At 60.8% G+C, this 22,294-nt stretch carries 22 protein-coding genes; 13 read left to right on the top strand and 9 right to left on the bottom strand.

Going from position 1 to position 22,294, the window contains the following annotated elements; translation table 11 throughout:
- Positions 1-115 precede the first annotated feature (115 nt).
- A complete protein-coding gene (gene sohB, locus ACYZUD_RS09715) occupies positions 116-1,138 on the bottom strand; it encodes a protease SohB (protein WP_462023805.1) in 1,023 nt (340 codons plus the stop codon).
- Positions 1,139-1,341: 203 nt separating this feature from the next.
- Between sohB and ACYZUD_RS09720 the strand changes: the two genes are divergently transcribed.
- From ACYZUD_RS09720 to ACYZUD_RS09745, 6 genes are all read left to right on the top strand, one after another.
- Positions 1,342-2,052 carry a histidine phosphatase family protein gene (locus ACYZUD_RS09720; RefSeq protein WP_462023806.1) on the top strand — a complete coding sequence of 237 codons (711 nt, stop codon included), beginning with the start codon at positions 1,342-1,344 and terminating at the stop codon, positions 2,050-2,052.
- 64 nt (positions 2,053-2,116) lie between these two features.
- On the top strand, positions 2,117-2,431 hold the full coding sequence (locus ACYZUD_RS09725) for an SCP2 sterol-binding domain-containing protein (protein ID WP_462023807.1): 315 nt from the start codon (positions 2,117-2,119) through the stop codon (positions 2,429-2,431).
- A gap of 294 nt (positions 2,432-2,725) precedes the next feature.
- Positions 2,726-4,573 carry an amidohydrolase gene (locus tag ACYZUD_RS09730; protein ID WP_462025013.1) on the top strand — a complete coding sequence of 616 codons (1,848 nt, stop codon included), beginning with the start codon at positions 2,726-2,728 and terminating at the stop codon, positions 4,571-4,573.
- 97 nt (positions 4,574-4,670) lie between these two features.
- A complete protein-coding gene (locus ACYZUD_RS09735; RefSeq protein WP_462023808.1) occupies positions 4,671-5,534 on the top strand; it encodes a LysR family transcriptional regulator in 864 nt (287 codons plus the stop codon).
- Between the two features lie 106 nt (positions 5,535-5,640).
- The gene (locus ACYZUD_RS09740; protein WP_462023809.1) at positions 5,641-6,786 is read left to right on the top strand and encodes a sterol desaturase/SRPBCC family protein; all 1,146 of its coding nucleotides are present in this window, start codon (positions 5,641-5,643) and stop codon (positions 6,784-6,786) included.
- A complete protein-coding gene (locus ACYZUD_RS09745; protein WP_462023810.1) occupies positions 6,783-7,874 on the top strand; it encodes an SMP-30/gluconolactonase/LRE family protein in 1,092 nt (363 codons plus the stop codon). The genes ACYZUD_RS09740 and ACYZUD_RS09745 overlap by 4 nt, the downstream gene beginning before the upstream one ends.
- 120 nt (positions 7,875-7,994) lie before the next feature.
- Here ACYZUD_RS09745 and ACYZUD_RS09750 read toward each other — a convergent pair whose 3' ends face one another.
- Positions 7,995-8,237 carry a hypothetical protein gene (locus tag ACYZUD_RS09750; protein ID WP_462023811.1) on the bottom strand — a complete coding sequence of 81 codons (243 nt, stop codon included), beginning with the start codon at positions 8,235-8,237 and terminating at the stop codon, positions 7,995-7,997.
- Between the two features lie 109 nt (positions 8,238-8,346).
- On the bottom strand, positions 8,347-8,589 hold the full coding sequence (locus ACYZUD_RS09755; protein WP_462023812.1) for a hypothetical protein: 243 nt from the start codon (positions 8,587-8,589) through the stop codon (positions 8,347-8,349).
- A 217-nt stretch (positions 8,590-8,806) separates the two neighbouring features.
- Here ACYZUD_RS09755 and ACYZUD_RS09760 point away from each other — a divergent pair, with 217 nt between their 5' ends.
- Positions 8,807-9,328: a DUF4142 domain-containing protein gene (locus ACYZUD_RS09760; protein WP_462023813.1), complete on the top strand. Its 522-nt coding sequence runs from the start codon at positions 8,807-8,809 to the stop codon at positions 9,326-9,328.
- Between the two features lie 56 nt (positions 9,329-9,384).
- On the opposite strand, the gene ACYZUD_RS09765 is transcribed toward ACYZUD_RS09760, so the two are convergent.
- Positions 9,385-9,573: a hypothetical protein gene (locus ACYZUD_RS09765; RefSeq protein ID WP_462025214.1), complete on the bottom strand. Its 189-nt coding sequence runs from the start codon at positions 9,571-9,573 to the stop codon at positions 9,385-9,387.
- Between the two features lie 312 nt (positions 9,574-9,885).
- Here ACYZUD_RS09765 and ACYZUD_RS09770 point away from each other — a divergent pair, with 312 nt between their 5' ends.
- From ACYZUD_RS09770 to ACYZUD_RS09795, 6 genes are read left to right on the top strand one after another with little or no spacing between them, the layout of a single operon-like run.
- On the top strand, positions 9,886-10,737 hold the full coding sequence (locus ACYZUD_RS09770) for an STAS domain-containing protein (protein WP_462023814.1): 852 nt from the start codon (positions 9,886-9,888) through the stop codon (positions 10,735-10,737).
- 4 nt (positions 10,738-10,741) lie between these two features.
- A complete protein-coding gene (locus ACYZUD_RS09775; protein WP_056852837.1) occupies positions 10,742-11,104 on the top strand; it encodes an STAS domain-containing protein in 363 nt (120 codons plus the stop codon).
- Positions 11,101-11,505 carry an anti-sigma regulatory factor gene (locus ACYZUD_RS09780; RefSeq protein WP_462023815.1) on the top strand — a complete coding sequence of 135 codons (405 nt, stop codon included), beginning with the start codon at positions 11,101-11,103 and terminating at the stop codon, positions 11,503-11,505. Before ACYZUD_RS09775 ends, ACYZUD_RS09780 begins: the two co-directional genes overlap by 4 nt.
- Positions 11,496-12,512 (top strand): ATP-binding protein, encoded by a 1,017-nt coding sequence (locus tag ACYZUD_RS09785; RefSeq protein ID WP_462023816.1) that lies wholly within the window; start codon positions 11,496-11,498, stop codon positions 12,510-12,512. Before ACYZUD_RS09780 ends, ACYZUD_RS09785 begins: the two co-directional genes overlap by 10 nt.
- Positions 12,505-13,380, top strand: coding sequence for a sensor histidine kinase (locus tag ACYZUD_RS09790; RefSeq protein ID WP_462023817.1), 876 nt, complete (start codon positions 12,505-12,507; stop codon positions 13,378-13,380). Before ACYZUD_RS09785 ends, ACYZUD_RS09790 begins: the two co-directional genes overlap by 8 nt.
- On the top strand, positions 13,370-15,313 hold the full coding sequence (locus ACYZUD_RS09795) for a response regulator (RefSeq protein WP_462023818.1): 1,944 nt from the start codon (positions 13,370-13,372) through the stop codon (positions 15,311-15,313). The genes ACYZUD_RS09790 and ACYZUD_RS09795 overlap by 11 nt, the downstream gene beginning before the upstream one ends.
- A 44-nt stretch (positions 15,314-15,357) precedes the next feature.
- Here the strand turns inward: ACYZUD_RS09795 and ACYZUD_RS09800 are convergent, their stop codons facing one another.
- The 5 genes from ACYZUD_RS09800 to ACYZUD_RS09820 all read right to left on the bottom strand — a co-directional run bounded on the left by ACYZUD_RS09800 (position 15,358) and on the right by ACYZUD_RS09820 (position 22,262).
- Positions 15,358-17,985, bottom strand: coding sequence for an excinuclease ABC subunit UvrA (locus ACYZUD_RS09800; protein ID WP_462023819.1), 2,628 nt, complete (start codon positions 17,983-17,985; stop codon positions 15,358-15,360).
- A gap of 152 nt (positions 17,986-18,137) precedes the next feature.
- The gene (locus ACYZUD_RS09805; protein ID WP_462023820.1) at positions 18,138-20,249 is read right to left on the bottom strand and encodes a hybrid sensor histidine kinase/response regulator; all 2,112 of its coding nucleotides are present in this window, start codon (positions 20,247-20,249) and stop codon (positions 18,138-18,140) included.
- A 277-nt stretch (positions 20,250-20,526) separates the two neighbouring features.
- Positions 20,527-21,186: a DUF799 domain-containing protein gene (locus ACYZUD_RS09810; RefSeq protein ID WP_462023821.1), complete on the bottom strand. Its 660-nt coding sequence runs from the start codon at positions 21,184-21,186 to the stop codon at positions 20,527-20,529.
- On the bottom strand, positions 21,183-21,527 hold the full coding sequence (locus ACYZUD_RS09815; RefSeq protein WP_462025014.1) for a DUF4810 domain-containing protein: 345 nt from the start codon (positions 21,525-21,527) through the stop codon (positions 21,183-21,185). The genes ACYZUD_RS09810 and ACYZUD_RS09815 overlap by 4 nt, the downstream gene beginning before the upstream one ends.
- Positions 21,528-21,587: 60 nt before the next feature.
- Positions 21,588-22,262, bottom strand: a complete 675-nt coding sequence (locus tag ACYZUD_RS09820; RefSeq protein WP_462025015.1) for a CsgG/HfaB family protein — start codon at positions 22,260-22,262, stop codon at positions 21,588-21,590.
- Positions 22,263-22,294 lie beyond the last annotated feature (32 nt).

Below are 22,294 nucleotides of genomic sequence, written 5' to 3' on the forward strand. Positions count from 1 at the left end.
GACAAGAACCGTCAGCTTACCGAGCATCTTTTTTAGCAAGCGCTACATATATACCGCCACAAAAAAACGGGCCCTTTCACTGCCTGGCGGTGAAAGGGCCCATTGTTTGAAAGTATTACCAGAAGCGTTGCTGGGTCAACCGGCTCCACCCGTTCAGCAACACGCGATCCACCGAACCGCTGGCCGCCATGCCGATGCGCTCCTGCAGGCTTTTGCGTTCGGCATAATGCAAGTGATAAAGCTCGGATTTCTTCGCACGTTCGGCGAGGTATTCATCACTGGTCTTGAGTTCGTCCACCAGTTGCTTGTCCAGTGCCGCGACGCCGAGCCAGATTTCACCGGTGGCCACTTCGTCAATGGCCAGTTGCGGGCGGTAGCGCGAGACAAAGTTCTTGAACAGTTGATGGGTAATGTCCAGGTCTTCCTGGAACTTCTCCCGGCCCTTCTCGGTGTTTTCGCCAAACACGGTCAGCGTGCGTTTGTATTCGCCAGCCGTCAGGACTTCGAAGTCGATGTCGTGTTTCTTCAGCAGGCGGTTGACGTTGGGCAACTGCGCCACCACGCCGATCGACCCGAGGATCGCGAACGGCGCGCTGATAATCTTCTCGCCGATGCACGCCATCATGTAGCCACCGCTGGCCGCGACCTTGTCGATGCACACGGTCAACGGCACGCCAGCGTCACGGATGCGCGCCAGTTGCGAAGATGCCAGCCCGTAGCTGTGAACCATGCCGCCGCCGCTTTCCAGACGCAACACCACTTCGTCCTTGGGCGTGGCCAGGGTCAGCAGCGCGGTGATCTCGTGGCGCAGGCTTTCAGTGGCCGAGGCCTTGATGTCGCCGTCGAAATCCAGCACGAACACCCGGGGTTTGGCTTCGGGTTTTTTCTTTTGTTTTTTCTCGGATTTAGCCTCGACCTTGCGCAAGGCCTTGAGCTGATCCTTGTCGAGCAAGGTTTGCTCCAGGCGTTCGCGCAGCCCTTTGTAGAAATCATTGAGTTTGCTGACCTGCAACTGGCCGACCGACTTGCGCCGACCTTTGCTGCGCAACGCCGCGAAACTGGCCAGGACCACCAGAATGGCGATCACCAGTGTCACGGTTTTAGCCAGAAAAACTGCGTACTCGGCAAAAAACTCCACAGGGACTCCTTCAATACGATGCGCTGCATAAACGCGCGCGGGATACCTCCAGCATACCCATGCGCCGGCCCGGCGACCAGCCGTGAAACCTCTGGCAACAGGCCTGTAACGGGCATTTCAAACAAGCGTATGTTTTTTCATTGACAGCTCACCGCCATCCTCATAACCTCGCCGAACCTTCAACGTACCGGGATGACGCGGACGTGGGCAGTATCTATTTGATTCGACATGGCCAGGCCTCCTTCGGTGCAGACGACTATGACGTCCTGTCACCGACCGGTGTTCGCCAGGCAGAAGTGCTCGGCCAGCACCTGGCCGAGCTCGGTATCAGCTTCGATCGCTGCCTCTCGGGCGACCTGCGCCGCCAGCAGCACACGGCCAACAGCGCGCTGGAACAGTTCGCTGCCGTGGGCCTGCCGGTGCCGATCCTGGAAATCGATTCCGCCTTCAACGAATTCGACGCCGACGCGGTGATCCGCGCGCTGCTGCCGGCCATGTTGCCGGACGAGCCCGAAGCGCTGGACATTCTGCGCAATGCCGCGCAAAACCGTGCCGAGTTCCAGCGCATCTTCGCCCTGATCATCGATCGCTGGCTGGCCGGCACCTATGACACTCCAGGCCTGGAAAGCTGGCTGGGGTTTGTCGAGCGGGTTCAGGCCGGTTTGCACCGTCTCCTCGAACAGGCCGACAACACCCAGAAAATCGCCGTGTTTACCTCCGGCGGCACCATCACCGCCCTGCTCCACCTCATTACGCAAATGCCGGCAAAACAGGCCTTTGAATTGAACTGGCAAATCGTCAACACCTCGCTCAACCTGCTGAAGTTTCGTGGCCGCGAGGTGGCGCTGTCTTCTTTCAACAGTCATGCACATTTGCAACTGTTGAAGGCACCGGAACTCATCACGTTTCGTTGAGTCCGGATTATTGTGACCCTGGCTGTAATCACCCAGCTCTTATTACCCAAGAAAGGATCGAACCATGACCTCCGTAGCTGATGCCGTACAAGCAATGAAAGCCAAGTTCAACCCAGCCGCTGCTGCCGGTCTGGACCTGGTATTCGGTTTTCGCATCGACGACACCAAGAACTTCTCGCTGATCGTCAAAGACAGCACCTGCGAGCTCAAGGAAGGCGAAAACCCGGACGCCCAGGTCACTCTGGTGATGGACGGCGAAACCCTGGAAGGCATCGTCAGCGGCGAAACCGACGGCATGCAGGCATTCATGGGCGGCAAACTGCGCGCTGAAGGCGACATGATGCTGGCCATGAAACTGTCCGAGCTGTTCCCGGCCTAAGCGCGCCGCTCCCAATCGCAGGGAGCACACCTGGCTGCAAACGAATCCCGCCCCTTGTGGCGGGATTCGTCGTTTTTCGCCCTCGGAAAACGGCTACCGGCGCATTTGCCGTCTATATTCCTTCTGGCCGCATGCGTCAGACATCGGCTGCTTGCCCCCGACCAATTTGTGCGGAGCACTGCCATGAGCCCACCTGACGACCACGACGGTTTCAATCGCCGACGTGTACTGCAAGGCCTTTCGGCGGGCGCCGTCGGTGCCTGGATCAGTCCGCTAATCGCAGGGAGTAAAACCATGCCCGATACCCCGGCCGACCTCATTCTGTACAACGGACGCCTGCACACCGTCGATCGCAAGAAACCCCAGGCCAGTGCCGTCGCAATCAAGGACGGACGCTTCGTGGTGGTCGGCAGCGATGCCCAGGCCATGGCGCTGCAAGGCCCCGGCACGCAAATCATCGACCTGCACGGTCGCACGGTGATTCCCGGCCTCAACGACTCGCACCTGCATTTGATTCGTGGCGGTTTGAACTACAACCTCGAACTGCGCTGGGAAGGCGTGCCGTCACTGGTCGATGCCTTGCGAATGCTCAAGGGTCAGGCCGACCGTACACCCACGCCGCAATGGGTGCGGGTGGTGGGTGGCTGGAACGAGTTCCAGTTCGCCGAAAAACGCCTGCCGACCATTGATGAACTGAACAAGGCTGCCCCGGACACTCCGGTATTCGTCCTGCACCTCTATGACCGCGCCCTGCTCAACCGCGCCGCGTTGAAAGTGGTCGGCTACACCCGTGACACGCCGAACCCGCCGGGCGGTGAAATCCAGCGCGATGCCAATGGCGACCCGACGGGCATGCTGATCGCGCGCCCTAACGCGATGATTCTGTACTCGACCCTGGCCAAGGGGCCGAAGTTGCCGCTGGAGTATCAGGTCAACTCGACCCGCCAGTTCATGCGTGAACTCAATCGCCTCGGCGTCACCAGCACCATCGACGCCGGCGGTGGTTATCAGAATTACCCGGACGACTACCAGGTCATCCAGCAACTGGCCAAAGACCAACAGCTCACGGTACGCATCGCCTACAACCTGTTCACCCAAAAACCCAAGGAGGAGCTGACCGATTTCAAGAACTGGACCAGCACCTCCCACTACGGCCAGGGCGACGACTTTCTGCGACACAACGGTGCCGGGGAAATGCTGGTGTTCTCGGCGGCGGATTTCGAAGACTTCCTCGAACCACGCCCGGACCTGCCACAAACCATGGAACAGGAACTGGAGCCGGTGGTCCGGCATCTGGTTGAGCAACGCTGGCCGTTCCGCCTGCACGCCACGTACAACGAATCCATCAGTCGCATGCTCGACGTGTTCGAGAAGGTCAATCGCGACATCCCGTTCGACGGTTTGCCGTGGTTCTTCGACCACGCCGAAACCATCACCCCACAGAACATCGAACGGGTCAAAGCGTTGGGTGGCGGCATTGCGATTCAGGACCGCATGGCGTTTCAGGGCGAATACTTCGTCGACCGTTATGGCGCCAAGGCCGCCGAACACACGCCACCGATCGCGCGCATGCTCGCCGAGGGCCTCCCGGTGGGCGCCGGCACCGATGCCACGCGGGTGTCCAGTTACAACCCGTGGACCTCAATGTATTGGCTGGTCAGCGGCCGTACCGTCGGTGGGCTGGAGTTGTATCCGCAGGGTTTGAGCCGCGACACCGCGCTGGAACTCTTCACCCACGGCAGCGCCTGGTTCTCCTCCGAGCAAGGCAAGAAAGGCCAGATCAAGGTCGGGCAACTGGCGGACTTGATTGCGCTGTCGGCGGACTATTTCCACATCGAGGATGAAGCGATCAAATGGATCGAGTCGGTGCTGACCATTGTCGACGGCAAGATTGTCTACGGCGCCGTCGAGTTCGAGAAACTCGGGCCGCCTCCGGTGCCGGTGGTGCCGGAATGGTCGCCAGTGGTTAACGTGCCGGGGCACTGGAAACCCCTGGCGCCACTGACGGCGCAGGTTCATCAGTGTGTTGGGGCCTGTGCGGTGCATGCCCATCGCCATGAACGGGCGCGATTGTCTTCGGCGCCGGTTAGCGACTTTCAGGGGTTCTGGGGAGCGTTTGGCTGTTCGTGTTTTGCGTTCTAGTGCAGACGCCGGGGGCAAGCCCCCTCGCCACAAAAAGCTCCCTCGCCACGGGTGAGCGGTGCTCTTACAATGGCGCACCTCTCGCACCGGCCTCCCCATGGACATCGATCTCGCCCGTACCTTTCTGGAAATCGTCCGCCACGGCAGCCTTGCCGCAGCCGCGGAAAAACTCCACGTCACCCAGACCGCGATCACCGCACGCGTGCAGAAACTCGAAAGCCAGCTAGGCAGCACGTTGTTTGTGCGCAACCGTGCCGGCGCCCGCCTGACCCCGAACGGCGAAGCCTTTGTGGTCTATGCCAATCAGTTGGTAGAAACCTGGGAAGCGGCGCGCCGGGACTTGCCGTTGCCCGAGGGTTACCACGATGTGCTGCACATCGGTGGCGAGGTCAGCCTGTGCAACCCGTTGATGCTCAGTTGGGCCACCGAGTTGCGCGAGAAGATTCCCAGCCATGCCCTGCGCATGGAAATCCGTGACGGCGAAAACCTGCTGCGCCAACTGGAGCTGGGAGTGCTGGATGCGGCGCTGGTCTATCAGCCCGAATACTGGCCACGCTTGCAAGTCGAGCAGGTACTGGAAGAGAAACTCATCCTCGTACGGCTGGCCGGACAACCCGATCCCTACGTGTACATCGACTGGGGCCAGGACTTCCGGCGCCAGCACGATGCCGCATTGCCGGAAAAGGCCAAGGCCGCCCTGAGTTTCAACCTCGGGCCGCTGGCCTTGCAGTACATTCTGGAGAACGGCGGCAGCGGCTACTTCCGCACCCGGGTGGTCCAGAGCTATCTGGAAAACGGCGTGCTGGAGCAAGTGCCCAAGGCCCCGGAATTCAGCTACCCGACCTATCTGGTTTACTCTCGCGACCGCGACTCGGAAACCCTGCAACGCGCCTTTGACTTGCTGCGCGAAGTCATCAAGACCGACGATGACTGGTCACAACGCTGGAACCCGCTGACCTGAGTCCGGTATGCACCGGATCATGGCGCTTGTGTCCTCAAGGTTTGGCCTGCCGAAACGGCGGGATCGGCTAATCTGCTGGTTATAACAATAACGACAGGTGACCGCAGTGAGGCAGACCACCGAAGCATTTCGCACCCGCTACCGCGCCGCCATTCATCCGCTCTACAACCCATGGCTGCATGGCGCCTTTGTGCTGCTGTTCGGGGGGCTGGCCATCGCCGGTTTCTGGAGCACCGTGCATCAGGTACAACCCCTGGAATGGCTGGCGGTGCCGCTGACCTTGTTGTTCTTCAACTTCGGCGTGTACATGGTGCATCGCCACCTCGGGCACCACAAAAAAAGCTTCGCGCGGATGTTCTATGCCCGCCATGCCGGCGACCATCACAGTTTTTTCGCCCCTGGCCACATGACCTACGACAGCGCCCGCGACTGGCGGGTAATTCTGTTTCCGGCCTGGCTGATCGTGTTGCACACGGTGGTCATCACCCTGCCCGTCTGGTGGCTGCTGGAAAAGATCGATGCCAACGTCGCCGGGTTGTTCGGTGGCGGCCTGGTCCTCGGTTACCTGATGTATGAAGTGTTCCATGCCTGCGAGCACCTGCCCCCCGAAAACCCGGTCACCCGTCTGCCATGGATCCGCCAGATGCGTCGCCTGCACGCACTGCATCACCGCCGCGAGCTGATGCAGGAACGCAACTTCAACATCGTTTTTCCGCTGATGGACTACCTGTTCGGCACCCTCTACTGGGAGCCGGAGCACCTCACCCCGCACCCGACGAGAACGCCCATGACCCGCATGCAGCATCAGATCGACATTGCCGGAAATCCGATTGACGTGCTCGCCTACGCCAGCACCGTGACCCGGTGGCCGGAATGGCATCCATCGTCGCTCAAAGTCGATGGCCAGGGCGGCCCGCTACATGCCGGGTCGCGATTTGAAGAAGACATTCGTGCCGGTGGGCGTGAGGGGCATCTGAGCTGGATCGTCGGTGAGTATTTGCCGGGACGCCGTTGGAGTGCTCGGGCTTCGGGCGATCATGGGTTGTCTTTAGTGGTGACTTACGAATGCGAGGCCGAGGCTGACGGCACACGGTTTGTCCGCACACTGGACTATCAATTCAGCGGCCTGGGGATGCGCGTCGCCAACCAACTGCTGCTCAAGCGCCGTATTGAGCGTGAATCGGCCGCGTCGATGCTGGCGTTGCGCGCAATGGCGCAAAAACACCTGGCCCCGGCAGGAGTCACCGCGTGAGTCGAACCGTCAAGTTCCGCCATGTCGTGTTGCTGGTGATCGTTGCCATCGGCGCCTTCCTGCTGCTGATGCCGACCAGGGTTCAACCGGTGGCGTGGACACCGCCACCCGCGCCCTCGCTCACCAGTGGGCCCTACGCCGACAACCAGCGTCTCAAAGACGTCGAGCGGGTGGGCGCCGCCGATATCGACGGGCCGGAAGCGTTGCTGCTTGAGAATGACGTCCTGATCACCGGCCTGCATGACGGCCGGTTGATTCGCACCAGCCTCGACGGCAAGGTCACCAAAGTCCTGGCCGATACCGGCGGCCGGCCGTTGGGTCTGGCCCGCCACCCCAACGGTTTGCTGGTGATCGCCGATGGGATCAAGGGCTTGCTGTCCCTGGACGCCCAGGGCCGATTGATTCCGTTGACCACCGCAGCCAACGGCGTGCCCTTCGGTTTCACCGACGACGTGGCCATCGACAAGTCCGGGCACTACGCCTATTTCAGTGATGCTTCCAGCCGCTTTGGCTATGGCAAGGATGGCGAGGCGATCATCGAACACGGCGGTGACGGCCGGTTGCTGCGTTATGACTTCCAGACCGGCAAGACTGCGGTCCTTCTGGATAAGCTGGAATTTGCCAACGGCGTGACCCTGGGACCGGACGACCGCTTTGTGCTGGTCAATGAAACCGGTGCCTATCGCATCAGTCGTTACTGGCTGAGCGGGCCGAAAGCGGGCACCCACGATGTGTTTATCGACAACCTGCCGGGGCTGCCGGACAACCTGGCGTTCAATGGCCGGGATCGCTTCTGGGTGGCACTTTATGCGCCGCGCAATGCCCTGCTCGATGCCACGGCGCCGTATCCATTCGTGCGCAAAATGATCGTGCGAGCAATGACCGTCCTGCCCAAACCGGTGGAGAAACGCGCGTTTGCGTTGGGCCTGGACGTCGAGGGTAAGGTGATCGCCAATCTGCAGGACGGGAGCAGCGGCAACTACTCGCCGATCACGACGGTGCGCGAGTATGGGGACTGGCTGTATTTCGGGTCGCTGAAGGCGAAACACATGGCGCGGTTGCCGCTCAGCAAGGCGTTGCAGCAGTAACGTAAATCAAATGTGGGAGCGAGCCTGCTCGCGATGAGGCCATGTCAGTCAGCGCTGATGGTGACTGATACACCGCTATCGCGAGCAGGCTCGCTCCCACAGGATTTGTGTCGGGCGAAATCAGCGCGGATCCATCTCGCCATCGCGAACCGCGTTATCGGTTTCTTCAAGCACGCGCTCCGGGTCCATGGCGGTGGTGTCATCGTCGTCAATCGGACGCACGCCTTCATTGTCCGGCAGCTCATCGATGCCCGGTTCATCTTCGGGGTTGAGGGTGGTGCGTCCCGGGCTCAGAGGCTCAGGATGTGTCGGGATGGGGTCGTAGCCACCCTGCTCTTCACTGGGAAATTCGTGATTGCTCATGGGGCACCTCGCATGGAGCCGTACATTCGGACTCTGATCATTCGAGGTGCCGGGATTTATCACCGTTCCAATTTTTCAGTCACCAGTCGTCGGTGGCTTGATACGGAGGTCAGGAGCGCGCCTGGAGTCGGTCAACAATCTTATTCTTGACCTGCACGCGCGCCTCCTTGAGCTTCTTCAGGGCGTCATCGCTGGGCGCATCCGATTGGGCGGTTTCAGCCTTTACCACCTCGGCGTCCGCCTGGGTATATTTATTGATCAGTGAATCCAGTAACGGATCCTTGGTGCGTTTTTGCTGGATATCTTCCTTTGAAAGTTGCAGGTCCTGATAAAGGTCGTGTGGCACCGGCATGGAACACCTCCGTTTGTTGATCGGTGGCAAACGCGATCGATTGCGCTCACCAACTATCAGAATGGCCTTGGTTTACGGGTTCTGTCGACCGCCTATCAGACCAGCGGTGTCCGTTCGTCGCCCTGCCGCAAACGCGATAAAACCTTTGTCCGCCCGTCGGCCTCCACAGATTAACGATCACTCGATCGCCCATGAAAACCTGTGTGGAGAATAACCAATGGACGGATTTACCCTGCGCCACCTCACGCTGGCTGTTGCCTTGAGCACTGGCATGGGCACGGCGTTCGCTGCCACTTCCAATGATTTCGTCGACAGCGCCGCCGCAGGCGGCATCGCGGAAATCGAGACCAGCCGGCTGGCCCTGGAAAAAAGCTCATCGGCGGACATCAAGGCATTCGCCAACATGATGATCACCGATCACTCCAAGGCCAACGATGAACTGGCGGCATTGGCGAAAAAGAACGACATCGAGGTGCCGGACAGCACGACGCTGGTGAAGCAGGCCAAGGAAAAAATCCTCGATCTGCGCGATGAGTCTTTCGACGCAGCCTATGCCAACAATCAGGTGAAAGCTCACGAGGAAACCATCGAGCTGTTCAAGAAAGAAGCCAACACCGTGACGGACGACAAGGTCAAAGGCGCCACGGAACTGAAAGGTTTCGCGCAAAAAATGCTGCCGGCGCTGGAAAAACACCTGGAGATGGCGAAACAACTGCAAGCCGCCCATCCGGGCAAATAACCCCCTGACGCAAAGAAGCCGCATCACGGGATGCGGCCTCTGTGTTTGAGTCCAAACTAACCGCCATCGGTATCAATGTCGGCGTCGGTGTCATCACCGGGCTTCGGCCGATCCGGATGTGGCTTGAAACCCGGACTGAACTCATTGTCGTTATCGCTGTGCAGGTTTTTCTGGTCGACCGCTTCGTCGGCGCTTTCCGGTTCGGCGGTTTTTGCGTTTTCCTCTGGACCACTTTCATCTTTCATAAGTACCTCGATCATCGCTGCAAGTGCGCGGCTGAAACAGTCGGCCTTGCAGATTCGAAGCTTTCCAGCAAGCAACGTTCCATTGGATGGATCGCCGCACTTGTAGGAGCTGGCGATCTTTTGGCGATTTTCAGACGTTGCCGAAGATCAAGATCAAAAGATCGCAGCCTTCGGCAGCTCCTACTAGAGTCCATGTGCACCGGATGACAAATTCCTGCCAGGGCGATCAACTATTTCGTACGGCAAATGTCACTGATTTTGTGTCGATCAAATTTTGAGGTATCGGCAACCACGTCGAAGGAGTCAAGGCACATGGCGGCATTGCAAACCAGCACCCTCGATGCAATGAAAACAAACCAGACACAACTGCTTGCCGAATGGGCAAACGGCCTCGAAGCCAGCGGTGCCACGCGCAACCTGAAAGAACAGGACCTGAAACAGCAGACAGCAGATTTTTTGCAGTTGGTCATCTCGGGTCTTGAACGAGGCAATGGCCAGAGCGTTGTGGCTCCCGGCTGGGACGAAATCCGCCAGTTCCTCGAAAAACTGTCCCATAGCCGTGCCCTGCTCGGCCAGGATTCGCACCAGACCGCCAGTTTCATCTTTGCGTTGAAAGGCCCGCTGTTTGCGCTGCTGCAAAATCATTACCAGGACAATCCGGCACTGCTGGCCGAACAGATTTGGGAAGTCTCCGAACTGCTCGACGCCCTGGGCATGCACACCATCCGCACGTTCCAGAAGTCCCGCGAAGCCGTCATCAAGCGTCAGCAGGAAGAACTGCTGGAACTGTCGACCCCGGTGGTCAAGCTCTGGGATGGCGTGCTGGCGCTGCCGATGATCGGCACCCTCGACTCACAACGTACCCAAGTGGTGATGGAATCGCTGTTACAGCGGATCGTCGACACCGGTTCGGAAATTGCCATTATCGACATTACCGGCGTGCCGACCGTCGACACCCTTGTCGCTCAACACCTGCTTAAAACGGTGACCGCGATTCGCCTGATGGGCGCCGATTGCATCATCAGCGGCGTGCGTCCGCAGATTGCCCAGACCATCGTGCATCTGGGGCTGGACCTGCAAGGCGTGGTCACCAAGGCGAACCTGGCCGATGCCCTGAAACTGGCCCTGACCCGGCTGGGAATGACTGTCAGCAGGGCGGTCTGAGCCGATGGAACGCATTCCGATCTTGCAAATGGGCGACTTCCTGCTGGTGACCATCCAGGTCGACATGCATGACCAGTTGGCCCTGACCCTTCAGGACGACCTGTCCGAGCGCATCAGCCGGACCTCGGCCCGCGGCGTGCTGATCGATATCTCTGCCCTGGACATGGTCGACTCGTTTATCGGCCGGATGATCGGCACCATCTCCGGGCTGTCGAAAATCATGGATGCCCAGACCGTGCTGGTCGGCATGCAGCCGGCGGTGGCCATCACTCTGGTAGAGCTGGGCCTGACCCTGCCCGGTGTCAGTACGGCGTTGAATGTCGAGCGCGGGATGAAACTGCTTCAGGAACGAGTACGCGAGCAATGACCGTGCGCAGTAGCGGCACTCATCCGATTCACATCGAGCAAGACGTGGTGCTGGCCCGGCAGTTGGCGCGCAAGCTCGCCCAGGAGTGCGGCATGCGCCTGATCGACCTGACCAAACTGGTGACCGCCGTCAGTGAGCTGGCGCGCAACACCATGGTCTATGGCGGCGGTGGTGACATGGACTGGCAAATCCTCGACGAGAACCCCCGTACCGGTTTGCGCCTGACCTTTCGCGACGAAGGGCCGGGCATCCCCGACATCAAACTGGCGATGACCGACGGCTGGACCTCCGGCAGCGGCCTGGGGCTGGGCCTGACCGGCGCGAAGCGGCTGGTGGAAGAGTTCGAACTCGATACCGCGCCCGGCAAAGGCACTCGTGTCATGATCACCCGATGGACGTGAACATTGGCGGCTCAGTGACGTGCATGCTGCCGATTGAAGACAGCAGCCAGATCGGTCATGCGCGGCGCACCGCGCAGAAGCTCGCGGAGGAAAACGGCTTCGACGCCACGGATGCCGGGCGTGTCGCGCTGGTGGCCACCGAGCTTGCCAGCAACATTCTCAAGCACGCCACCCGAGGCGAACTGCACCTGAGGGTCTTGCCCAGAGTCTCAGGCGCTGGGATCGAAATGCTCGCCATCGACCGCGCCCATGGCTTTGATGTGCAGGCGTGCCTGACTGACGGCTTTTCCACCGGCGGCACCCAGGGCATCGGGCTTGGAGCGGTGGCGCGCCAGACTGACGTGTTCGATGTCTATGCCGACGCCCGGGGCGCCGTGCTGCTGACGCGGATGTATCCGCGCAGCGACAAGGCACCGGACCGACGCATCGGTGTCAGCCAGCATGCGTTGCACAACGACCCCGCCTGCGGCGATGTCTGGCACCTGGCGTTTGATGGGCCACGCCTCAGCGCGCTGGTGATCGACGGCCTGGGTCATGGCGAAGAAGCCGAGCGTGCCGCCCGCGCCGGCGAAAAGGCCTTCGCCCTGTCGCCGTTCGCTTCGCCGGTGCCGTTGCTGGAAGACATTCATCAAGCCATGACCGGCACCCGTGGCGGTGCCCTTGCCATCGCGCAGTTCGACAGCGACAACAATGCACTGAAGTTCGTCGGTATCGGCAACATTGGCGCCTGCCTGATTGCACCGGACAAATCCCGTGGCCTGGCCTCCCACCCCGGCATCGTCGGCGGCCAATACCGGAAGGCGCAACCCTTTGACTATGCTCAGGTGAACGGACATCTATTGATCATGTACAGCGACGGCCTGCAGTCCCGTTGGAACCTGCAAGATTACCCCGGCCTGGTGCACCGCCATCCCGCCGTGATTGCCGCCATTCTGCACCGCGATTTCTGCCGTGGACGGGACGATGTCACGGTGTTGGTCATTGCTCTGGAGGCAGCCCATGGCTGATACACCCATGAGTCAGATTGACGAACACGCCGCGCTGGTCGCGCAGTTGCAAGGCGAAGCCAGTGCCCTGCGCGACGAACTGGATGAAACCAACCAGGGTGTTCTGGCGCTGTACGCCGAGCTCGACACCCAGGCAGAAGAGTTGCGCCAGGCCTCGGACCTCAAAAGCCGTTTCCTGTCGTACATGAGCCATGAGTTCCGCACGCCACTGGGCTCGATCCTGAGCATCACCGGCCTGTTGACCGATGAACTCGACGGGCCATTGAGCCCCGAGCAGCACAAGCAGGTGGCCTTCGTCAGCAACGCCGCACGCGAACTGAGCGACATGGTCGACGACCTGCTGGACCTGGCGAAGATCGAAGCCGGTCGAATCACCATTTCACCCGCCTGGTTCGACATGTTCGACCTGTTCGCCGCTCTGCGCGGCATGTTTCGACCGATTGTCGATGCCAGCGCCGTGGACCTGATTTTCGAAGAGCCGGTGGGTTTGCCGAGGCTGTACACCGACGACAAGAAACTTGCACAGATCCTGCGCAACTTCATTTCCAACTCGTTGAAGTTCACCACCCGCGGGGAAGTCCGTGTTTCGGCGCGTCTGGAGGGCAACGACCATGTGCGCTTCGCGGTCAGCGACACCGGAATAGGTATCGCACCGCAGCTACATGGCGCATTGTTCGAGGACTTCTCTCAGGTCGACTCACCGTTGCAAAAACGCCTGCGCGGAACCGGGCTCGGACTGTCCTTGTGCAAACGCTTCGCGGTGCTGCTGGGCGGTGAAGTCGGGGTTCAGAGTACGCCGGGCACGGGCTCGACCTTTTTCGTGATCATCCCGCTGGCCATCGCCATGGAGCCCGCCGATGAAACGTGACATCCGCTTGCTGATCGTCGACGACAACGTCGCTACGCGCTACGCCCTGCGGCGACGCCTGGAACGCCACGGCTATGAAGTGCTGGAAGCCGGCACCGGCGGCGAAGGCCTGGAACTGATCGACAGCGTCGTCATCGACGCGCTGATCCTCGACGTTAACCTGCCGGACATGAGCGGCTTCGACATCGTGCGCAAACTGCGCGCCGACGCCACCACTGCCCTGCTGCCGGTGATTCACGTGTCGGCGGCCTCGATCCAGACCGGCGACATCATCACCGGCCTCGACGCCGGCGCCGATGCCTACCTGATCCATCCGGTGGACCCGGATGTGCTGCTGGCGACCCTGCGCACCTTGTTGCGGGTACGCGAGACCGAAAATGCCCTGCGCGAAAGCGAGGCGCGGTTTCGGGAAATTTTTGTCAATGTGTCGGCGCCTATTGCGGTGCTGGATGCCGAGCTGAAAGTGCACGAGTGCAACCATGCCTTCGCGCAACTGATTCAGGACAACTTCGACCCGGACACCCTGCGCGAATGCTTTGCCGAAGACCAGGGCTCGATCATCGAGGAACTGCGCCTGCGCCTCGCCTATGGCGAACGCTGGAAAGGCACCCTGAGCATGCGGGTCCAGGGCGATGTTCGCGAAACCGAGTGGCAGATTTCGCCCTACCGCACCCCGGAATTGAGCCTGGTGTTCGTCGAAGATGTCACCGAACACCGACACCGCGAACGCTCGCACCTGGCCCGGCTTGACGATGCCACCACGCAGTTGGCCAAAGAAGTCGCCGAGCGCGCGCGAACCGAGGCTCAGCTGTTGCAAGTGCAGAAGATGGATGCACTGGGCAAGCTGACCGGGGGCATCGCCCATGACTTCAACAACTTGCTGACCGGCATCATCACCAGCCTGGAGCTGATCCAGAAACGGATCGCCGCTTCACGCACCGACAAGGTCCAGTTTTATGCCGAGGCTGCCTTGAGCTCGGCCATGAGCGCGGCGTCCCTGACCCATCGCCTGCTGGCCTTCGCGCGCCAACAGCCGCTCGATACCCGGCCCGTCGACATCAACGAGCATGTCCGTTCCCTCGAGGAACTGCTGGTGCGCACCATCGGCGAGCGGATTGCCCTAAAACTGGAATTGACCTCCAAAGCCGCCATCGCTCTGGTCGATCCGATTCAGCTCGAAAGCACCGTGCTCAATCTGGTGATCAACGCGCGCGATGCGTTGCCCCAGGGCGGCAACATCTGGGTCAATACCTATGCGGCCTATTCCCATGGCGATCCCAATCTGGCCGATGGCGCGTATGTCGCCCTGTCGGTACGCGATGACGGCACCGGCATCGACCACAGCGTGATCGACAAGGTGTTCGACCCCTTCTTCACCACCAAGCCACTGGGCCAGGGCACCGGGTTGGGGTTGTCGACCATCTACGGTTTCGCCCGGCAATCGGGGGGCGATGCGCACATCCGCAGCGTGGCCCGGCGCGGCACCGAAGTGACCATCATGCTGCCGGCCAGTTCCGACCTCTCGGCCAGCGAAACCGGGGCAGCCACCGTCGACGCCCAGGGTGCCGGCGAGCACGTGTTGATCGTCGAGGACATGCCGTCGGTGCGCATGTTCGTCGCCGAAGTGCTGGTCGATGCCGGTTACCGCTGCACGCAAGTGGGCGACATTGAAGGTGCCCTGGAGCGCTTGCAAAACGACGACTCCATTGACCTGCTGCTGACTGACGTTGGCCTGCCGCGCATGAGCGGCCGCGAGCTGGCTGATGTTGCGCGGGGCTGGCGCGCAAAGTTGCCGATCCTGTTCATGACCGGCTATGCCGAAACCGCGATCAACCGTCAGGTGTTTCTCGGCGAAGGCATGGAGATGCTGGTCAAACCGTTCCAGATCAATGAATTGCTGGACAAGGTTCGGCGCACGCTCGACAGCGCCTGAAGATCAAAAGATCGGGCCGCGTTCGGACGATCTTTTGATTCACCTCATAACAAGACTCTGGCCAAAAACGGTGCGGTCCGGCTCTTTTTGCTTTTGGCGACTTTCTGCGGCGTACCGGCGACGACAATCTTCCCACCCTGATCCCCAGCCCCCGGCCCGATATCGATCACCCAGTCACTCTGCGCCACCACGCGCATTTCATGCTCGACGACGATCACCGTGTGCCCCGCCGTCACCAGCGTATTCAACTGTTCGAGCAAGCGATCGACATCCCGTGGGTGCAAACCGGTCGTAGGTTCGTCCAACACATAAAGCGTCGCCCCACGCTGGTTGCGTTGCAGTTCCGTGGCCAGCTTGATCCGCTGGGCCTCGCCACCCGACAGTTCGGTCGCCGGCTGGCCGAGGCGCAGATAACCCAGGCCGATATCGCGCAGTACCTCCAGCGAGCGGCGAATGCCCGCTTGCTCGACAAACACCTCGACCGCTTCATCCACCGTCAGTTGCAACACCTGGGCGATATTCAAACCTTGCCAGGTAATCGCCAGCGTCTCGGGGTTGTAGCGGGCGCCATGGCAGGTCGGGCATGGTGCGTAGACGCTGGGCATGAACAGCAACTCGACGCTGACAAAGCCTTCGCCTTCGCAGGTCGGGCAACGCCCCTTGGCGACGTTGAAGGAGAACTGGCCGGCGTCATAACCCTCGGCCTGCGCCTGGGGTGTGGCGGCGTAAAGCTTGCGCACGTTATCGAACAGCCCGGTGTAGGTCGCCAGGTTCGAGCGCGGTGTGCGGCCAATGGGTTTCTGATCGACTTGCACCAGGCGCTTGATCGATTCCAGCCCGCCGGTGACCTGACCGCCGCTGACTTGCGGCGCATCGTCCTCAAGGCTCAACTCTTGCGGATCGCTGTCACTCGCCGCACGTCCGAGGTGCGCGCCGACCAGTTCCAGCAACGCCTGGCTGACCAGACTCGATTTACCGGACCCCGAAACACCTGTCACCGAGGTGAAACAGCCCAGTGGAAACTCGGCGCCGAGGTTGTTCAGGTTATTACGGGTGATGCCTTCCAGTCGCAGCCAATCGGTCGGCTTGCGGCTGGCTCGCGACTGGGTGACCTGCTCGGCGAACAGGTAGGCGCGCGTCTGTGAATTCGTCACATCAGCCAAGCCTGGCGGCGGTCCGCTGTACAGGATCCGGCCGCCATGCTCGCCCGCCGCCGGGCCGACGTCGATCAACCAGTCGGCACGGCGCATGGTTTCCAGGTCATGCTCGACCACGAACAAGGTGTTGCCGGCGGCTTTCAAGCGTTGCAGCGCTTCGAACAGCGCTTCGCCATCCGCCGGGTGCAGACCGGCCGACGGTTCATCCAGCACGTAGATCACGCCGAACAACTGCGAACCCAATTGCGTCGCCAGGCGCAGACGCTGCAACTCGCCGGACGACAGCGTCGGCGTGCTGCGCTCCAGCGCCAGGTAACCGAGCCCCAGATCGGTCAGGGTGCTGACCCGCTCCAGCAAATCCTGGGCGATCCGTTGCGCGGCCAGGCGTTTTTCCACCGATAGGTTCGGCGTGTGGCGCACATCCGGCGCATTGGCGTGACCACTGGCGCCGTGGGCCACTCGTTGCTCACGGGCCTCGCGGGTCTGGTCGTGCGTCAAGACCTCACCCGCTTCGTCGGCCTGTTCGAGGTAACGGTGAGCGGCCACCGGTTTCAAGACCTCGGCCACTTGCAGCAACGGCATTTGCGACAGTTCACCGATGTCGTAGCCGGCAAAGGTCACCGACAACGCTTCGCGCTTGAGCCGTTTGCCGTCGCACACCGGGCATGGGCTGCCAAGCATGAATTGCGAAACGCGCTTCTTCATCAGCGCGCTTTGGGAATGGCTGAAGGTGTGCAGGATGTAACGTCGGGCGCCAGTGAACGTGCCCTGATAACTCGGTTCCATTTTGCGCTTGAGGGCGACTTTGGTTTCTTCAGGGGTGAGCCCGGCATACACCGGAACCGTCGGTGTTTCTTCGGTGAAGAGGATCCAGTCGCGCAGTTTTTTCGGCAGATCGCGCCAGGGCTTATCGACGTCGTAGCCCATGGTCACCAGGATGTCGCGCAGGTTTTGTCCCTGCCAGGCAGTGGGCCAGGAAGCGACGGCGCGCTGGCGGATGGTCAGGCTCGGGTCCGGGACCATCAGTGCTTCAGTGACTTCATACACCCGACCCAAGCCATGGCATTCGGCGCACGCACCCTGGGGCGTGTTGGGCGAAAAATCTTCGGCATACAGCATTGGCTGCCCCGGCGGATAGCTGCCGGCCCGGGAGTAGAGCATGCGGATCAGGCTCGATAACGTCGTCACGCTGCCCACCGAAGACCGCGTGCTCGGCGTACCCCGCTGTTGCTGCAAGGCCACCGCGGGGGGCAAGCCTTCGATCGAATCGACATCCGGCACGCCGACCTGATCGATCAGGCGCCGCGCATAGGGCGCCACGGATTCGAAATAGCGGCGTTGCGCTTCGGCGTAGAGGGTCGAGAACGCCAGCGAGGACTTACCCGAGCCGGACACGCCAGTGAACACCACCAGGGCGTCCCGGGGGATGTCGACGTCGATGTTCTTGAGGTTGTGTTCCCGGGCACCGCGTACCCTGACCATGCCTGAGGGAGGGTTGGTGCGCTTGTTCGTCATGGCAGCCTTAAAATAATGTGAATGAACGCGGTACAAATGTAGGAGCTGCCGAAGGCTGCGATCTTTTGATCTTGATCCTGGCAATTTCAAGACTGCCAAAAGATCAAGATCAAAAGATCGCAGCCTTCGGCAGCTCCTACGTGGATATGTGTTCAGCCATTGAGTACGGTGCGAACCATTTGGGTGAGCGCCTCGGGGCCATAAGGTTTACTCAGCAAATAGGTGTCGCGGCTGAGCTGGTGGTTGCGCGAGATAATGTCACGGGTGTGGCCCGAGGTGAACAGCACGGCCACCGGTGGCATCTGCACCTTGGCCCAAGCGGCAAGGTCCGAACTTTTGATCAGGCCGGGCATGACCACGTCGGTGAAGATCAGGTCCACAGCGCCCCCTTCCAGCAACATCTGCATGGCCGTGTCGCCGTTGGCGGCCGTCAGGACCTGATAGCCCTCTTCGCGCAGTAATTCCACGGCGGAAACGCGCACCGCTTCGTTGTCCTCGACCACCAGAATGGTTTCGTGCCCGCCGCGCTGCTGCGGATCATGGAGTGTTGTTTCGCTGGGTATCGGGCGCAGGCTGCGAGGGAAATACAGCTGCACCCGAGTGCCCTGCCCCTCGACGCTGGATATCTCGATATGCCCGCCGCTCTGTTTGACGAAACCGAACACCATGCTCAGCCCCAGTCCCGTGCCCTGGCCATCGGCCTTGGTGGTGAAAAACGGTTCGAACGCCTGCGCAAGCACCTGCGGTGGCATGCCGACACCCGTGTCAGTCACCGTGACACACACATAGTTGCCGGCGACGATGCCCTTGCCCGCACAAAACGTGCGGTCGAGGGCAACGTTCTCGGCGCTGAGGCCAATGGTCCCCTCGCCTTTCATGGCGTCTCGGGCATTGATCGCCAGGTTGAGAATGGCATTTTCCAGTTGATTGCGGTCCACGTGGATGTGCCACGGGTCATCAGGAGCGCTGACGTTGATCTGGATGGTTTCCCCAAGCGCCCGCTGCAGCAATTCCGCCAGCCCCTCAAAGATCTGCTGCGGAGTGCAGACCGCTGGCGACAGCGGCTGGCGACGGGCGAACGCGAGCAATTGCGATGAGAGTTTCGCGCCACGTTCGACCGCGGCAATCGACGCGCTGACCCGGCGCTGCACATTGGCGTTGTCCGGCTCATGCCGCGCCAGCAAGTGCAGGTTGCCGGCGATCACCTGCAACAGGTTGTTGAAGTCATGGGCCACGCCGCCGGTGAGGCCGCCGATGGCTTCGAGCTTCTGTGATTGACGCAGTTGTTCTTCAGCCGCCAGCCGTGCTTCGACTTCATCCGCCACGCGCTGCTCCAGGTTGCGGGTGAACTTGAGCAAGGACTCTTCGGCGGTCTTGCGCTCGTGGATGTCGATCAACACTCCGGGAAAACGAAACGGTTCGCCCTGCCCATTAAACTCGCAGCACCCGCTGGCCTGCACCCACGTATAACTGCCATCCGGGCGCAAGACCCGGTACTCGGCATTAAAGGGCTCGCCGGTTTCCACCGACTGAGTGACCTGTTCCTGAACCCAGCTACGGTCGTCGGGATGGATCTGCGCTTCGGCGATGTCCGTTGGCAGGTCGGCCAGGCACTGCTCGGGCGGGTAGGAAAACGTGCGGGCGAAGCGCTCGTCGCCGGAGAGTACATTGCCCTTGATGTCCCACACGAACGAGCCGAGCAAAGCCCCGGCGTTCAGTGCCAGGCGCACCCGTTCGTTGTCGGCGCGGTAGGCATCTTCCGCGGCCTGACGTCGGCGTTCGGAAATCACATGCTCAGTGGTGTCGACCACCATCGCCATGACCCCGGCGGGCTTTCCGTCATCATCAGCCACCGGGCTGTAATAGAGATCCAGCCAGACGTCTTCCGGTACGCCGTCACGCAGCAACACCAGCTCTTTGTTGCGATAGGACAACGTGCCACCGGCCAGACAGGTATCGACCACCTGTCGATTGAACTTGGCGACTTCCGGCCAACCCAGTTCCACCGGGGAACCCAACAGGTAAGGATGCCGGCCACCGGCAAACTTCGAGTAGGCATCGTTATAGATCATGTAACCCGGGCGGCCCCAGAGCATCACCATCGGCAGTGGCGAGGCCAGCATCAACTGCACCGCGCCGCGCAGGCTTCGGGGCCAGGTGTCCATGCCCCCCAGCTCGGTCAGGCTCCAGTCGAACGCGCGGATGCGCCCGGCCATTTCACCGTTCCAGCCGGCACACCCGTGGCTATCGTCTAGAAACTGCATCGGCTGACCCTGTGTCCCTGTAAATGACATGGCTTAAGGGATCGCAACGGCATGAGGTCGGTACGTGCCCGTTTGTTTCGAGCTTCACCGACGCCAATGGTTTCATAGAGGTTAGCTGATTCACATCTTCCAGGTTTTTGTGGTGAGGGGGCTTGCGCCCGTCGGGCTGCGAAGCAGCCCTGAAAAACTCACCGCGTTGAATAGTCTTGCGACTGCTGCGCAGTCGAACGGGGGCAAGCCCCCTCGCCACAGAAGCTCCTTCCTCACAGGGGAGGCTTCAGTCCGTGCCGTACTTCGGCGAACGCGGCCCGTACAGCAACCCCGCCGGTTGCCCTGCCGACAGCAGACGTGCACTGGTCACACCGGCAATCGGGTGACCGGCGTCGGTGGCACTGTTGATGATCTGCTTGACTGCCGCAGTGATCAGCATGCCGATCAAACCACCGCCACCGTTGTTACCGCCCTCTTCGCTCGATGCACGCGCCGAGCCGGTCCACAGCGTGGTGCCGGTCTTGAGGTCCACCAGTTTTGCACTAGCGGTCACCACGGTTTCGCTGCTGATGATGATGTAGCGCGTGCCGTAGTCAGTCACGGTGATGTAGAGCGCAGCATCGGCACCGAAGATCTCTTGCAGTTTGTTGGCCGGTGCCTGGTGAATATCCGCCGGGCTGGTCAGGCCATTCTGGCGGAACGTCTCATCGACCAAGGCGATCGGCAGCACGTAGTAACCTGCCTCAGCCAACGGATAGGTGACTTGCGACAGCATGCTGTACGACGCCTTCACGTCCGGCGAATTGTTCAGCGGCGGCAGCACCAGAATGGTTTTCGGACGGCTTTGCTTGTACGCCGAATAGTCCACGGTCTTGGGGCTGACGCAACCACCGAGCACCGCCAGGGCCAGCAGACCGGCCATCAGTTTCAATGAGCGCGCGATCATTGGGTGTCTCCGGTCTTGGCGTTTTTAAGCAGAAAGTCCATGTACGGTGTCGACTCGGGAAACAGCGTCTTCTCGGTTCTGAACTGCTGCACCATCTGATCGTCCTTGCCCATGCTCAGGTACAACAGGCCCAGGTGCGCGTGGTAGCCAGGTGGCGGCGTGCTGCCGGTGGACCTGATCTTCTGCAGGTCGCGTTCCAGGGCTTCGGCCTGAGCTTCCTTGGGTTGCTCACCCTTGAAGTACTCATAGACTTCCGGCTGATAACTTTCCCACTGGTACAGCGTTTTCGGACCACTGTTGCAGCCGGTCAACAGACCACTCACCAGCAACATGGACGCCATCAACGCCCACGACAAATAACGTTTGAACATGCGTGTACCGCTCCTTGTCATCGACCTTGATCAGTTGCCCGGTTTCCATGCACCGGAATTCATGCCATCCACCAGACGATTGATCGCTTCGCGCATCGCCAGGTCGAGTACTTTGCCGTTGAGGGTCGAATCGTAGGCAGCGGTGCCGCCGAAACCGATGACTTCACGGTTGGACAAGGCGTATTCGCCGGCGCCCTGGGTGGAGTAAACAACTTCCGACGTGCTGATGTTGACGATGTTCAGGTTGACCTTGGCGTAGGCCACCTGGGTCTTGCCGCGTCCAAGGATGCCGAACAGCTGGTGATCCCCGGTTTCTTTGCGACCGAACTCGGTGACATCGCCCGTCACCACAAAGTCGGCCCCCTTGAGGCGCTGGGATTGCCCCTTGATTGCCGCTTCTTGCTGGATCTCGCCCATGTTGTCGCGGTCCAGCACGCTGAAGCGGTTGGTCTGCTGCAAATGAGTGATCAGGATGGTCTTGGCCTGACCGCCGAGGCGATCCACGCCGTCAGAGAAGATTCCGCGCATGTAGCTTGAACGGTTATCGAACTTGCCGACCGCCATTGGCACTCGAACACCCGCCCAGGCCTGGGTGGCGCTGGCGACTTTTTCTACCGGCAATGCGCGGGAGCTTTCGGTTGCACACCCGGCAATCATGCTCAACACGGCAATCGCTGCCCCTGATACCAACATCCGAGAGATCATTCTCACTGTGCACTCCTTCTGAAAAACTGTTG

Source organism: Pseudomonas sp. XS1P51 (genome assembly GCF_054897845.1).

Excerpts from the sequence above, each read along its gene's own strand:
- ACYZUD_RS09725 (WP_462023807.1), top strand. The coding sequence starts at position 2,117 with ATGACCTCCGTAGCTGATGCCGTACAAGCAATGAAAGCCAAGTTCAAC.
- ACYZUD_RS09730 (WP_462025013.1), top strand. The coding sequence starts at position 2,726 with ATGCCCGATACCCCGGCCGACCTCATTCTGTACAACGGACGCCTGCAC.
- ACYZUD_RS09735 (WP_462023808.1), top strand. The coding sequence starts at position 4,671 with ATGGACATCGATCTCGCCCGTACCTTTCTGGAAATCGTCCGCCACGGC.
- ACYZUD_RS09750 (WP_462023811.1), bottom strand. The coding sequence starts at position 8,237 with ATGAGCAATCACGAATTTCCCAGTGAAGAGCAGGGTGGCTACGACCCC.
- ACYZUD_RS09755 (WP_462023812.1), bottom strand. The coding sequence starts at position 8,589 with ATGCCGGTGCCACACGACCTTTATCAGGACCTGCAACTTTCAAAGGAA.
- ACYZUD_RS09760 (WP_462023813.1), top strand. The coding sequence starts at position 8,807 with ATGGACGGATTTACCCTGCGCCACCTCACGCTGGCTGTTGCCTTGAGC.
- ACYZUD_RS09765 (WP_462025214.1), bottom strand. The coding sequence starts at position 9,573 with ATGAAAGATGAAAGTGGTCCAGAGGAAAACGCAAAAACCGCCGAACCG.
- ACYZUD_RS09770 (WP_462023814.1), top strand. The coding sequence starts at position 9,886 with ATGGCGGCATTGCAAACCAGCACCCTCGATGCAATGAAAACAAACCAG.
- ACYZUD_RS09775 (WP_056852837.1), top strand. The coding sequence starts at position 10,742 with ATGGAACGCATTCCGATCTTGCAAATGGGCGACTTCCTGCTGGTGACC.
- ACYZUD_RS09780 (WP_462023815.1), top strand. The coding sequence starts at position 11,101 with ATGACCGTGCGCAGTAGCGGCACTCATCCGATTCACATCGAGCAAGAC.
- ACYZUD_RS09785 (WP_462023816.1), top strand. The coding sequence starts at position 11,496 with ATGGACGTGAACATTGGCGGCTCAGTGACGTGCATGCTGCCGATTGAA.
- ACYZUD_RS09790 (WP_462023817.1), top strand. The coding sequence starts at position 12,505 with ATGGCTGATACACCCATGAGTCAGATTGACGAACACGCCGCGCTGGTC.
- ACYZUD_RS09795 (WP_462023818.1), top strand. The coding sequence starts at position 13,370 with ATGAAACGTGACATCCGCTTGCTGATCGTCGACGACAACGTCGCTACG.
- ACYZUD_RS09800 (WP_462023819.1), bottom strand. The coding sequence starts at position 17,985 with ATGACGAACAAGCGCACCAACCCTCCCTCAGGCATGGTCAGGGTACGC.
- ACYZUD_RS09805 (WP_462023820.1), bottom strand. The coding sequence starts at position 20,249 with ATGCAGTTTCTAGACGATAGCCACGGGTGTGCCGGCTGGAACGGTGAA.
- ACYZUD_RS09810 (WP_462023821.1), bottom strand. The coding sequence starts at position 21,186 with ATGATCGCGCGCTCATTGAAACTGATGGCCGGTCTGCTGGCCCTGGCG.
- ACYZUD_RS09815 (WP_462025014.1), bottom strand. The coding sequence starts at position 21,527 with ATGGCGTCCATGTTGCTGGTGAGTGGTCTGTTGACCGGCTGCAACAGT.
- ACYZUD_RS09820 (WP_462025015.1), bottom strand. The coding sequence starts at position 22,262 with ATGATCTCTCGGATGTTGGTATCAGGGGCAGCGATTGCCGTGTTGAGC.